This window comes from Streptomyces sp. NPDC006510 (assembly GCF_040611955.1).
Lineage (GTDB): Bacteria > Actinomycetota > Actinomycetes > Streptomycetales > Streptomycetaceae > Streptomyces.
Window position 1 is genome coordinate 1 of record NZ_JBEXPH010000218.1, and the last position, 12,407, is coordinate 12,407.

The 12,407-nt window shown below is 72.1% G+C and carries 11 protein-coding genes and 3 pseudogenes; 12 read left to right on the forward strand and 2 right to left on the reverse strand.

The window, feature by feature from the left end; genetic code table 11:
- The 8 genes and pseudogenes from ABZY11_RS37815 to ABZY11_RS37850 all read left to right on the forward strand — a co-directional run.
- Window positions 1–757, forward strand: a pseudogene (locus ABZY11_RS37815) (PBS lyase); the annotation flags it as partial.
- Window positions 754–1,077 (forward strand): zinc-ribbon domain-containing protein, encoded by a 324-nt coding sequence (locus ABZY11_RS37820; protein WP_356483509.1) that lies wholly within the window; start codon window positions 754–756, stop codon window positions 1,075–1,077. The pseudogene ABZY11_RS37815 and the gene ABZY11_RS37820, both read left to right, overlap by 4 nt.
- A 160-nt stretch (window positions 1,078–1,237) precedes the next feature.
- Window positions 1,238–2,029, forward strand: coding sequence for a hypothetical protein (locus ABZY11_RS37825; protein ID WP_356483510.1), 792 nt, complete (start codon window positions 1,238–1,240; stop codon window positions 2,027–2,029).
- Window positions 2,026–3,384: a HAMP domain-containing sensor histidine kinase gene (locus ABZY11_RS37830; RefSeq protein WP_356483511.1), complete on the forward strand. Its 1,359-nt coding sequence runs from the start codon at window positions 2,026–2,028 to the stop codon at window positions 3,382–3,384. Before ABZY11_RS37825 ends, ABZY11_RS37830 begins: the two co-directional genes overlap by 4 nt.
- Window positions 3,385–3,480: 96 nt before the next feature.
- On the forward strand, window positions 3,481–4,860 hold the full coding sequence (locus tag ABZY11_RS37835; protein WP_356483512.1) for an FtsW/RodA/SpoVE family cell cycle protein: 1,380 nt from the start codon (window positions 3,481–3,483) through the stop codon (window positions 4,858–4,860).
- On the forward strand, window positions 4,857–6,314 hold the full coding sequence (locus tag ABZY11_RS37840) for a penicillin-binding transpeptidase domain-containing protein (RefSeq protein ID WP_356483513.1): 1,458 nt from the start codon (window positions 4,857–4,859) through the stop codon (window positions 6,312–6,314). The genes ABZY11_RS37835 and ABZY11_RS37840 overlap by 4 nt, the downstream gene beginning before the upstream one ends.
- Before the next feature lie 4 nt (window positions 6,315–6,318).
- On the forward strand, window positions 6,319–7,386 hold the full coding sequence (locus tag ABZY11_RS37845) for an amidase family protein (RefSeq protein ID WP_356483514.1): 1,068 nt from the start codon (window positions 6,319–6,321) through the stop codon (window positions 7,384–7,386).
- Window positions 7,383–7,859, forward strand: coding sequence for a DUF3291 domain-containing protein (locus ABZY11_RS37850; protein ID WP_356483515.1), 477 nt, complete (start codon window positions 7,383–7,385; stop codon window positions 7,857–7,859). Before ABZY11_RS37845 ends, ABZY11_RS37850 begins: the two co-directional genes overlap by 4 nt.
- Before the next feature lie 66 nt (window positions 7,860–7,925).
- Here the strand turns inward: ABZY11_RS37850 and ABZY11_RS37855 are convergent.
- Both ABZY11_RS37855 and ABZY11_RS37860 read right to left on the reverse strand, forming a co-directional pair.
- Window positions 7,926–8,087, reverse strand: a pseudogene (locus ABZY11_RS37855) (ADP-ribosylglycohydrolase family protein); the annotation flags it as partial.
- 172 nt (window positions 8,088–8,259) lie between these two features.
- The gene (locus ABZY11_RS37860) at window positions 8,260–9,369 is read right to left on the reverse strand and encodes a ferritin-like domain-containing protein (protein WP_356483516.1); all 1,110 of its coding nucleotides are present in this window, start codon (window positions 9,367–9,369) and stop codon (window positions 8,260–8,262) included.
- Window positions 9,370–9,548: 179 nt separating this feature from the next.
- Here ABZY11_RS37860 and ABZY11_RS37865 point away from each other — a divergent pair, with 179 nt between their 5' ends.
- From ABZY11_RS37865 to ABZY11_RS37880, 4 genes and pseudogenes are all read left to right on the forward strand, one after another.
- Window positions 9,549–10,484, forward strand: coding sequence for a diiron oxygenase (locus ABZY11_RS37865; protein ID WP_356483517.1), 936 nt, complete (start codon window positions 9,549–9,551; stop codon window positions 10,482–10,484).
- 39 nt (window positions 10,485–10,523) lie between these two features.
- Complete coding sequence (locus tag ABZY11_RS37870) at window positions 10,524–11,279, forward strand: TetR/AcrR family transcriptional regulator (RefSeq protein ID WP_356483518.1); 756 nt, start codon at window positions 10,524–10,526, stop codon at window positions 11,277–11,279.
- Window positions 11,280–11,296: 17 nt separating this feature from the next.
- Complete coding sequence (locus ABZY11_RS37875; protein WP_189542227.1) at window positions 11,297–11,563, forward strand: hypothetical protein; 267 nt, start codon at window positions 11,297–11,299, stop codon at window positions 11,561–11,563.
- A gap of 84 nt (window positions 11,564–11,647) precedes the next feature.
- Window positions 11,648–12,407: pseudogene (locus ABZY11_RS37880) on the forward strand (serine/threonine protein kinase); the annotation flags it as partial.

Below are 12,407 nucleotides of genomic sequence, written 5' to 3' on the forward strand. Positions count from 1 at the left end.
CCGCCGGCTCGGCGAGGTCCCGCTCGACGAGAAGGCGCACGACCGGGCGGGCCCGCTGCTCACCGGCCTGGCCGCGCTGCGGGCGGACGAGGCGCTGCCGGAGGTGCTGCGGATACTGCGCGGCGCGCCGGAGTACCGGGGCGAGTGGCTGCGCACCGCGGCGTTGCGGGCGCTCGGTTCGTTCGGGCCCGCGGCGCGCGTTGCCGTACCGGAGCTGCGGGCGCTGCTGCGGAGCCCCGGGGCCACTTCGGCGACCGAGACCGCGAAGGCCCTGTGGGCGGTCGAGGGGGATGCCGGCGCCGTGCTGCCGGTGCTGATCGAGGGCCTGCGGGCGGAGCGCGTCCATGAACTCCGGTCCGCGGTGAACGCGCTGGGCGGGCTCGGGGCGCGGGCGGCGGTGGTCGCGCCCCGGCTGCGGGCGCTGCTGGGGCACGAGGAGCAGTGGCTGCGGGTGGACGCGGCGGTGGCGCTGTGGGAGGTGTCCGGGCGGGCCGAGGAGTCCGTGCCGGTGCTCCTGGCGGACTGGGAGAAGAGTCGTCATGTGCGCGTCCGGGTGGCGGAAGGCCTGGCGCGGATGGGTGCCGCTGGTGCAGGGTCGGATGCGGCACGCGTGCTGCGCGCCGAACTCACCTCCGTACGCCGTCACAACGCGATGGACGGCGTGTTCGGCAGCCACGACACGTACGAGGACGAAAAGCTGCTGGCGCTCTGCCGGCAGGCGCTTTCGGGACATACGGGGAAGGAACCCGCACCATGATCATCTTTGGTACGCGAGGCTATCTGTACCAACTGGCCATACTGACGCTGGTCTGCGGCTGGTGCGGCAATCCGGCCGCGCACACGCTGCGCAAGAGGGTCACGAAGTTCACGCTGTTCTTCGTGCCGCTCTTCCCGTTCTCGACGAAGTTCGCGACCCAGTGCACGTTCTGCGGCGGGGAGCAGCAGATCCCGAAGGAGCAGGCCGAGCAGCTGCTGGCGCAGCACGCGGCCTCGCAGCACGGCAATCCGTACGGGCAGCCGCAGGGGCAGGCGGGATACGCGCCGAACGGGCAGGGGCAGAACCCCTACCAGACCTGATCGCCGTCCCGGCCGGCACCGAAACGAACGCTCTTGTCCGTACTGAACCGAACCTATCCGTACTGAACCGAATCGAACGCTCTCACCTGTAGTAGATAGGCATAAAGGACTTCCTTCCGAATAGGGTCATGGGACATGGATCTCCGGAAGGGAGCGAGTCATGCGTCCGCAGCGCCGGGTGCGGTACCGCACGGCGGCGGCCCTCGGGGCCGTCGTCGGCTCGGTGCTGCTGGCCGGCTGCGGCAACGGCGGCGGGCTGCGGAGCGCCGGACCGACCCCGACCGCCGTCGGGCCCGCCCGGCTCTGGCCCGAGCTGCCGCCCGCCTCCGCCGCCCCGTACGACTACGGCGAGGGCGAGACCGCTCGCATCCCCGGGATCGAGGTGCCGGACGGCGATGTGCACCGGCTGGATCCGGTGGCAGTGGTGCGGGCGGACCTGGCGGCCCGGCCCAACCGGTCCAGCGGCACGGCCGACCTCTCCGCCGACACCGTCCGGAAGATCAACGCCTGCCGGACCGAACCGGCCTCCTGCCCCGTGCTCCGGCCGTACTTCCGTGATCTGACGGGCGACGGCAGGGACGAGATGGTGCTCGGCATCCGACTGGCCGACCATCAGCTCTCCGTGCGGGTCTTCATGCCGGACGCGGGCGGGCTGACCCGGATCCTGTCCACCTCGGACGCCGTGATCAGCGTCGAGCTGGCCGGACGGGATCTGATCGTCCGGGTGCCGTCGGCGATCACCGGGTACCAGTACCGCACCGTCTGGTCCTGGGACGCGCGGCAGCGCGCGATGCTGCCGACGCAGGACGAGATCCAGCGGATCCCGCCGTCCCGGGCGCCGCGTCCGCGGCCCACGACCACCCGGCCGACCACCGCGCCGACCACCGCACCCATCAGCCCCACCGGCCCCACCGCGGCACCGTCCGCCGGCGTCTCCGCGGAGCGCCGGTGAGGCGGCCCGGCGCGGGCGGGCGCGGAACGAAGCGGCGTCGGCCGCGGGTGCCCTCCTGGGCCGCGACGCTCACCTGGAAGTCGGCCGTCTTCATCACCGTGATGTGCTGTGCGCTCGCCGCGCTGCTGGGTGTGCTGGTCCACACCGAGGTGACCCGTCAGACCGTCGGACAGGCCCGGGAGAAGGCCCTGTCCCGGCTGGCGGACGTCAGCACCGCGTACGAGACGGGCGAGGAGCTGCCGCCGGGTTCCGGGATCGATCCGCCGGGGCTGCCCGCCGCCCTGCGCGCGCTGGCCACGAGCGGCGAACGCGGCACGCTCGTCGGCGATCACAACGGGCGTCCGGCCATGTGGGCGGCGACTCCGGCCGACGGCCGCGCGCTGGCCACGCAGGTGGACTACACCCAGAGCGCCCGCACCATCGACAGCCTCGACCAGGCGATCGTCGGCTCCTCCCTGCTGGCCATCGGCGCCACGCTGCTGGTCGGTGCCTTCGCGGTCACCCGGGTCACCCGGCGGCTGCACCAGACGGCCCGGGTGGCCCGCCGGATCAGTGCCGGCGACCTCGACGCCCGCGTCCGCGACCCGCGTACGGCGGACCCCTCGCGCCCGCAGGACGAGGTCGCGATCGTCGCCGGTGCGCTGGACACCATGGCGTCCACGCTCCAGCGCAAGCTCCAGACCGAGCAGCGTTTCACCGCCGATGTGGCGCACGAGCTGCGCACCCCGCTGACCGGCCTCTCGGCCGCTGCCGAGCTGCTGCCGCCGGGGCGGCCGTCCGAGCTGGTGCGGGACCGGGTCCGGGCGATGCGGGCGCTGACGGAGGATCTGCTGGAGATCTCCCGGCTCGACGCCCGTACGGAACAGGTCGATCTCGCTGTGCACGAACTGGTGCCGCTCGTCGAGCGGGTGGTGCGGGCGTCCGGGACGCGGACCGCGATCCGGGTCGTACGGCCGGAAGGAACCGCACCCGTACGCGTCGAGACCGACAGGCGGCGCCTGGAACGGGTGCTGGGCAATCTCATCGCCAACGCGCACCGGCACGGCCGGCCCCCGGTGGTGCTGACGGTCGACGGACCGGTGGTGACCGTGCGCGACCACGGCCCGGGTTTCCCGGACTATCTGCCGGCCGACGGCCCGCAGCGGTTCCGTACCGAGGGCAGCGGCAAGGGGCACGGTCTCGGGCTCACCATCGCCGCCGGACAGGCCGCGGTGATCGGCGCCGGCCTCGTGTTCCGCAACGCCCCGGACGGCGGGGCGGAGGCCCGGGTGACGCTGCCCGAGTACCCGGGACCGGACGACGGGCCGCCGCAACCCGGGAGCGACCCGAAGACCGGTCCACATCATGGGGAGTGACGGAGCGTCGGAGGGCGGGCGTTCACCGCCATGCCGTCGGACGTACTTGCTACGACATAAGGGAAATACACACCAGCTCTTGCTACGTTTTCTGGCATGACCGCAACGACGGCGGACGCACCGCCGCCCGATCTACGCCTGCCCAAGCGGCGCGGAGTCGAGCTGCTGCTCCTCATCGGGGCCGTCCTCATCTCCGTCTACGGCTACGCCGCCGTCGGCCTGGCCAAGAACGACGCGGTCCCGCCCGATGTGGCCGGCTACGGCGCGGGACTGGGGCTGCTCGCCCTGCTCGCCCATCTCGCGGTCCGCTTCCGCGCCCCGTACGCCGATCCGCTGCTGCTGCCCATCGCCGTACTGCTCAACGGGCTCGGCCTGGTGCTGATCTACCGGCTCGACCTGGAGACGCCGAAGGACCAGGCGGCCCCGACCCAGCTGGTCTGGTCCACGCTCGGGGTGGCGCTGTTCATCGCGGTGGTCGTCTTCCTGCGCGACCACCGGGTGCTCCAGCGGTACGCGTATCTCTCGGTCGCCACCGCGCTGGTCCTGATGATCGTGCCGATCTTCTTCCCCGCGGTGAACGGCGCGAAGATCTGGATCCGGGTCGGCGGACTCTCCTTCCAGCCGGGCGAGTTCGCCAAGATCCTGCTCGCCGTGTTCTTCGCCGCGTATCTCGCGGCGAACCGCAACGCGCTCGCCTACACCGGCCGCCGGATCTGGAAGCTCCAGCTCCCCACCGGCCGGGTGCTCGGCCCGATCGTGGCGATCTGGCTGCTGAGCGTCGGCGTGCTGGTGGTGGAACGCGATCTGGGCACCTCGCTGCTCTTCTTCGGCCTCTTCGTGATCATGCTGTACGTGGCCACCGGCCGGACCGGGTGGATCGCGGTGGGGCTGCTGCTCGCCGCGGTCGGCGCGTTCGTCGTCGGCTCCTTCGAACCGCATGTCCACAGCCGGGTCCGGGACTGGCTGGACCCGTTCGCCTCCATCGACGCCGGTCGGGGCCCCGGCCAGCTGGCCCAGTCGCTGTTCGCGTTCGCCGCGGGCGGGATGCTCGGCGCCGGGCTCGGCCTCGGCCACTCCATCCTCATCGGCTTCGCCGCCAAGTCCGACTTCATCCTGGCGACGGCGGGCGAGGAGCTGGGGCTGACCGGGCTGACCGCGATCTTCCTGCTGTACGCGCTGCTGGTGGCCCGCGGCTACCGGGCCGGCCTCGCCCTGCGCGACCCCTTCGGGCGGCTGCTCGCGATCGGTCTCGCCTCGATCCTGGCGCTCCAGGTGTTCGTGATCGCGGGCGGGGTGATGGGGCTGATCCCGCTGACCGGCATGGCGATGCCGTTCCTCGCCCAGGGCGGTTCGTCCGTGGTCACCAACTGGATCATCGTGGCGCTGCTGATCCGGGTCAGCGACCAGGCCCGCAGACCGCAGCCCGGCCACGCGGAGACCGGGATCATCGCGCCGGTCACGGAGGACGAGCGGTGATCCGCTACATCCGGCGGGCCGCCGCGCTGCTTCTGCTGCTGCTTGTGGCGCTGCTGCTGAACGCCGCCCGCATCCAGGTCTTCGACGCCGACAGCCTGGACAACAATCCCGCCAACCGCCGCCTCACGATCGCCCGTTACGACCAGCCGCGCGGCAACATCCTGGTCGGCGGCAAGACCGTGACCGGCTCGAAGGACACCGGCGAGCAGCTCAAGTACGAGCGCACGTACCGGAACGGCCCGCTGTACGCGCCGGTGACGGGCTACGCCTCGCAGACGTACGGCACGACCCTGATCGAGAACGCCGAGGACTCCGTCCTCTCCGGCACCGACTCGATGCTCGCCCCGCTCCCGCTGTGGAACGAGATCACCCGCAGTCAGCAGCCCGGCGGCAACGTCGTCACGACCGTCAAGGACTCGATGCAGCGCGCCGCGTACGAAGGACTCGGCGGCCGGCGGGGCGCGGTCGCCGCCGTCGAACCGGCCACCGGGAAGATCCTGGCGCTGGTCTCGACCCCCTCGTACGACCCCGGGCAGCTCTCGGGCACCGGTTCGTCCGTCACCGACGCCTGGGCGCGGCTGAACGCGTCGAAGAGCCAGCCGATGCTCAACCGGGCGATCCGGCAGACCTATCCGCCGGGCTCCACCTTCAAGATCGTGACGGCGGCGGCGGCGCTCGACGCGGAGGTCGTCACCGATCCCGACGCGGAGACCGACACCCCGTCCCCGTATGTGCTGCCGGGCACGTCGACCACGCTGCCCAACGAGGCACGGGGCTGCGAAGACGCCTCGCTCGCCGAGGCGATCCGGGTCTCCTGCAACACCGTGATGGCGGATCTGGGGGTGCGGGTCGGGCTCGACGGGATGGTGGACGCGGTGCGGAAGTTCGGCTTCAACGACACCGGGCTGAAGATCCCCTCGGGGGTGGCGAAGAGCAACTTCGACACCGAGATGACCGACGACCAGCTGGCACTTTCGTCGATCGGGCAGTTCGACACGACGGCGACACCGCTCCAGATGGCGATGGTGGCGTCCGCCGTGGCCAACGGGGGAAACCTCAAGTCCCCGTATCTGGTGGACCGTACGACCACCAGCGGCGGCTCGACCGTCCACCGGAACGGTTCGCGCACCTACCACCGGGCGATGAACCCACGGACGGCGATGCAGCTGCGGGAGATGATGGTCGACGTCGTGGAGAACGGTACCGGGTCCAACGCCGCGATCGACGGGGTGACGGTCGGCGGCAAGACCGGCACCGCACAGCACGGCATCGACAACTCGGGCATGCCGTACGCCTGGTTCATCTCCTGGGCCCAGTCGCCGGACTCGGGACAGCCGGCCGTCGCGGTCGCCGTGGTCGTCGAGGACGCCGCGGCGAACCGGGCCGACATCAGCGGCGGCGGCAGCGCTGCCCCGATCGCCCGTTCCGTCATGGAAGCGGCCCTGCGAGACTGACCGGGTGACAGGGGCGAGCGGGGTGGGCCGGGCGCTGGAGCGCATCGGGCGGGAGGATCCCCGCCTGTCCGCGTTCATCGAGGTGTGGCACGAGCGGGCACTCGCCGACACGGAGCGGGCCCGGGGGCTCCCGCTGGCCGGGATGCCGTTCGCGGTCAAGGGGCGCACCGGCATCGGTTCGTACCCGGCCCGGCGGCTCGTCGCGGCCGGTGGGGTCGCGGTCGGCGCGACCTCGGTGCCCGGCCCCGGCACGTACTGGCAGACCTGGGGGCTGGGCGCCCACGGCCGTACGGTCAACCCGTGGCGCCCCGACCGCACGCCGGGCGGCTCCTCGGCGGGCTCGGCGGTCGCCGTCGCGGCGGACCTCGTGGGGCTGGCGACCGGCAGCGACGGGGCGGGGTCGGTGCGGATCCCGGCGGCGTGGTGCGGGGTGTTCGGCCTGAAGACGACGAACGGCCTGCTGCCCTCCCCCGACCGCACCGGGCTGGCGTCCGCCGGGGTGCTGACCCGGTCGGCCGCCGGGGCCCAGACGTACTTGCGCTGCGTCCTGGACGACTACGAGCCGGAGACGGCGGCCCTCCCCGTCCCGGCCGTCCTCAGCCCCGATCTGGGGTACGCCGAGGTCGACCCGGAGGTGGCGGCGGTCGTCCTGCGTGCGGTGCGGCGGCTGGTGGCGGCCGGGGTGGTGCGGCTCGTGGACCGTGCCTGCGAGCTGCTCGACCCGCGAGAGGCGTGGCAGGCGGTCCGGGGCGGGTCGCCGTCCCCGCGCGCCGCGGAGATCCGGCGCGCGAACGACACCGCGCTCGATGCCCTGTTCGCCCGTACCCCGCTGCTGCTGACGCCGACCACCCCCAACCGCCCGCACGGCCACGACGGTCCGGGCGAGCTGTTCTCGACCGCGCTGACCTGGGCCTTCAACCTCAGTGGGCATCCCGCCGCCAGTGTGCCCGCCGGCTTCACGGCGGACGGCTGCCCGGTCGGTCTCCAGCTCGTCGCGGAGCGCGGGGCCGATGTCTCGCTGCTCGGAATGGCCTGTGCGGTGGAGAACGCGCTGACTACTGTGCGGCCATGACGCACAGCGGCCCGCAGGCCGGCCATGAACTGGCCCAAGTGAACATATCCCGACTCAAATTCCCCCTGGACTCCCCCGAGCTGAAGGACTTCGTCGAGGCCCTCGAACCGGTGAACGCGGTCGCCGACGAGGCGGCCGGCTTCGTGTGGCGGCTGCAGAGCGACACCGGCAACGCCACCGACGTATCGGTCTTCGGGGACGACTGGCTGATCGTGAACATGTCGGTGTGGCGCGACACGGACGCGCTGACGGCGTTCATGTACCAGGGGCAGCACCGCGAGCTGATGGCACGGCGGCGCGAGTGGTTCGAGCGGGTGGAGGAGGCGATGACGGCCCTGTGGTGGGTGCCCGCGGGCACCCGGCCGAGGGTGCGGGACGCCGAGGAGCGCCTGCTCCACCTGCGTGAACACGGGCCCACACAGCGGGCGTTCACCCTGCGCAGGTCCTTCCCGGCGCCGGTCGCGACGGACTGACGAACCGGGCGGCCCGAGGACCCGGCGGGCGGACGGGTGGGCGTACAGGCCGTCCGCCGCGGTGCCTCAGTCCAGCGGTTCGCGGCGCCGCAGCCACTGCGCGGGCACCCCGTCGACCCCGGTGGCCGCGCCCACCACCCCGCCGGTGATGGCGCAGGTCGTGTCGACGTCACCGAAGCCCTCGGCCGTGGCCCAGAGCGCCGCCTCCAGGTCGTCCGGGTGCCGGGCGCGGGAACCACCGCTCGCCGAACGCATCGCCCAGGGCCAGTCCTTCGAGGCTGCGGCGGGCGGCGGCGGGGCCTGCGGTGATGAGGGGCGTGGTCGAGGTGGTCATACCTGTCATGCTCCCCGCACCGGCCGATGGCGTACACCCGTTGTCGCCCGCGGCAGCGCCTCTTCCTCACTCCCCCGGTCCACCCTGTGCGATCGCCTCCTCGACCTCGGCGACCCTGGCCTGCTCCTCCGCCGCGAAGCGGTCCCGGTCGAGCTGTTCGGCTATCTCCTCGTCCTGGGCCATCAGCAGGTCCAGGTTGGAGTCGCCGAGCTCGAAGACGCCCATGTCGACGTAGGCCTTCTGGAGCCGTTCGCCCCACAGGCCGATGTCCTTGACGCACGGCACTATCCGGCTGAACAGCAGCTTGCGGAAGAGCTGCAGGAACTCCGAGTGCTCGGAGAGGTCCTTGGCCTCCTGCTTGCCGATGCCGAAGTTCTCCAGCACCTCGACGCCGCTGAGCCGGTCCCGCATCAGGTAGCAGCCCTCGATGACGAACTCCTCGCGCTCGCGCAGTTCGGCGTCGCTCAGCTGCTTGTAGTAGTCGCGCAGCGCCATCCGCCCGAACGCGACGTGCCGGGCCTCGTCCTGCATGACGTACGCGAGGATCTGCTTGGGCAGCGGCTTGGTCGTCGTGTCGCGGATCATGCCGAACGCGGCCAGGGCGAGCCCCTCGATGAGGACCTGCATGCCGAGGTAGGGCATGTCCCAGCGGGAGTCGCGCAGGGTGTCGCCGAGCAGCCCCTGGAGGTTGTCGTTGATCGGGTAGAGCATCCCGACCTTCTCGTGCAGGAACCGGCCGTAGATCTCCGCGTGCCGGGCCTCGTCCATGGTCTGGGTCGCGGAGTAGAACTTCGCGTCCAGGTCGGGGACGGACTCCACGATCCTGGCCGCGCACACCATGGCGCCCTGCTCGCCGTGGAGGAACTGGCTGAACTGCCAGGAGGTGTAGTGCTTGCGCAGCTCGCCCCGGTCCTTCTCGGTCATCTTCGCCCAGTACGGGGTGCCGTACAGGGTGAGGGCCTCGTCAGGGGTGCCGAGCGGGTCGGCAGGGTCGACCTCCAGGGACCAGTCGATGCGCTTGTTGCCGTCCCACTGCTTGTCCTTGCCCTTCTGGTAGAGGGCGAGCAGGCGTTCCCTGCCGTCGTCGTAGTCCCAGCTGAAGCGGGCGGCGCCGGAGGCGGGCACCTGCCACAGCGGCGCTTCGGGGGCAGTGGTGTAGAGGTCGTGTGTCGACACGGACGGCTCCTTCGCCTGGCATGTTTCGGCAATTCCCTTGACGGTTGCGTCAGTTGGCAGGTTCACACGTTGGTAGACGCCGGGTCAACAAGTCGTGCGCAAGGGATTGACGGCCTTACTGACGAGGAGTCTCATAAGGAGTGACCGTCGGTAACCCCAGGTGTGAGGTGCCCCCAGCCATGACCACAGTGACCGGACGTGACGTCCAGCTGCTCCGTGACGCACTCGGCCCGCTCCGGGACCGCGAGCAGATCGCCGAGCGGCTGCTCGACTCCTCGGCCAAGCACTCCTTCGACCCGGACAAGGAACTCGACTGGGACGCGGCGGTGGAGGACGGCAAGTGGTTCTGGCCGCCCGAGCTCGTCTCGCTCTACGACACCCCGCTGTGGCGGAAGATGTCCGAGGAACAGCGACTGGACCTGTCCCGGCACGAGGCGGCGTCGCTCGCCTCGCTGGGCATCTGGTTCGAGATCATCCTGATGCAGCTGCTGGTCCGGCACATCTACGACCGGCCCGTGACCAGCAACCACGTCCGCTACGCGCTCACCGAGATAGCCGACGAGTGCCGGCACTCGATGATGTTCGGTCGCATGATCAAGTGGGGCGGGGCGCCCGACTACCCCGTGCCGCGCGTCTACCACAACCTCGCACGGGTGCTGAAGACCGTCTCCACCACCCCCGGTTCGTTCGCCGCGACCCTGCTCGGCGAGGAGATCCTCGACTGGATGCAGCGGTTGACCTTCCCCGACGAGCGCGTCCAGACGCTGGTGCGGGGCGTGACCCGTATCCATGTGGTCGAGGAGGCACGGCACGTCCGCTACGCCCGCGAGGAGCTGCGCCGCCAGATGGTGACCGCCCCGCGCTGGGAGCGCGAACTGACCAGGCTGAGCTGCGGCGAGGCGGCCCGCGTCTTCTCCGTCTGCTTCATCAACCCGCAGGTGTACGAGAACGTCGGCCTGGACCGCCACGAGGCCGTCGCCCAGGTGAAGGCGAGCGGCCACCGGGTGGAGGTCATGCAGTCGGGCGCGAAGCGGCTGACGGACTTCTTCGACGACATCGGGGTGCTGAACGGGGTGGGACGCAGGCTGTGGAAGCGCTCCGGCCTGCTGGCCTGAGCCCGCGTGATCCGGACGGGAGGCCCTAGGCTTCGGCGTATGACCCCTGCTGCTGCCGCCACCGCGCCACCGGCCCGCGCGTACCGAAGGCTCGGCGTCGAGGAGCGCCGCGCCCAGCTCCTCGGTGCGGCCCTCACCCTCTTCGCGCACCGGGCCCCCGACGAGGTCTCGCTGGACGAGGTCGCGACGGTCGCCGGGGTGTCCCGCCCGCTTGTCTACCGCTACTTCCCCGGCGGGCGGCAGCAGTTGTACGAGGCAGCGCTGAGGTCCGCCGCCGAGCAGCTGATCCTGTGCTTCGGCGAGCCGCCGGTGGGACCGCCCACCGAGCGGGTGACGCGGGTGCTCGACCGCTATCTCGCCTTCGTCGACGAGCACGACACCGGTTTCAGCGCGCTGCTGCGCGGCGGCTGTGTCGTCGAGACCTCCCGTACGTCGGCGATCGTCGACGAGGTGCGGCGCGCGGCGGCCGAGCAGATCCTGCTGCACCTGGGCAGGGGCGGGGCGGCGCCCGGCCCCCGGCTGCGGATGATGGTGCGGACCTGGATCGCGGCCGTCGAGGCGGCGTCGCTGATCTGGCTGGACGAGGGGAAGCAGCCCGCCGCGGCCGAGCTGCGCGACTGGCTGCTCGACCAGTTGATCGCGCTGCTGGCCGCCACGGCGGCGACGGACCCGGAGACCGCGGCGACGGTGGCGGAGCTGCTGCCGCTGGAGACCGCGGCGGGTCCGGCCGGACGGCTGGCGGAGCGGCTGGTCCCGGTGCTCGGCGGGGCGGCCCATCTGCTGCCCGAGGGCTGATCGGTCAGACTGGGGCGGTGCGAAGCGAGAACACCGCCTTCACCGGCGGCCCCCTGGACGGGCGGGTACTGCCCGTCCTCGTCGGCCCGACCGGCCATCCGCCCAAGTGGTACGAGGTCCCGGTACCGGCCGCCGACGGCGGTCCCGCCACCGTGTACGCGTACCGCAGAGTGCCGGCCGGCCACTCCAAGCGGCTGGGGCTCCCGCGCGGCTGGGTGTACGAGTACGCCCCCGGCGGCCGTGAGCGGCACAGCCCCAAGTGGCCCTGGTCCAAGCCGGACTGAGGGTACGGGGCCCGATGGGGTACCGGCGGTCGGTCTAAGATCGACGCTCTGGTGCTCAGGCACGGTCAGCGAGGGGGGTGCGCCATGGAGGCGCTGCGTCAGGACGATCCACGCCGCTTCGGCCCGTACACCGTGCTGGCACGGCTGCGCGGGACCGCGAGCACCATGCAGTACCTCGCGCGCGACGCGGCCTCCGACGACGCGGTGGTGATCACCGCCGCCCGCCCCGAACTCGCCGCGCTGCCCGCCTTCCGGCGCCGCTTCCAGGCGGAGGCCCGCACCGCGGACCGGCTGACCGGCGGCTGGGTCCAGCCGCAGCTGAGCGGCCCGGACGATGGCGCGGACGAGGAACTGCCCTGGACGGCGGCCCCGTACGTCCCCGCGCTGACGCTCTCCGAGGCGATCGAGGCCACCGGGCCGCTTCCCGAGCCTGCCGTGCGGATACTGGGCGCGGGCATCGCCGAGACCCTCTCCCGGGCGCACGCCACCGGAGCCGTGCTCCAGGGCCTGGCTCCCCGGACGGTGCTGCTGGCCGAGGACGGGCCGCGGCTCACCGCGTTCGGCCCGCTCGGCGCCGCGGCCGCCGCGGAGGCCCGGCCGGGTGGGCAGTTGTCCGTACGGCTTGGCTATCTGACCCCGGAACAGGTCGCGGGCGAGGACCCCGGACCGGCTTCCGATCTCTTCGTGCTGGGCCTGCTGCTGGCGTACGCGGCGACCGGCACGACCCCGCTGGCCGACGGCCCGGCCGCCGAGGGCGCCGAACGGATCGCCCGCACCGCCCCCGAACTCGGCGCGGTCCCCGAGGAGTTGCGCGACCTGATCGCCCGCTGCCTGGAGAAGGACC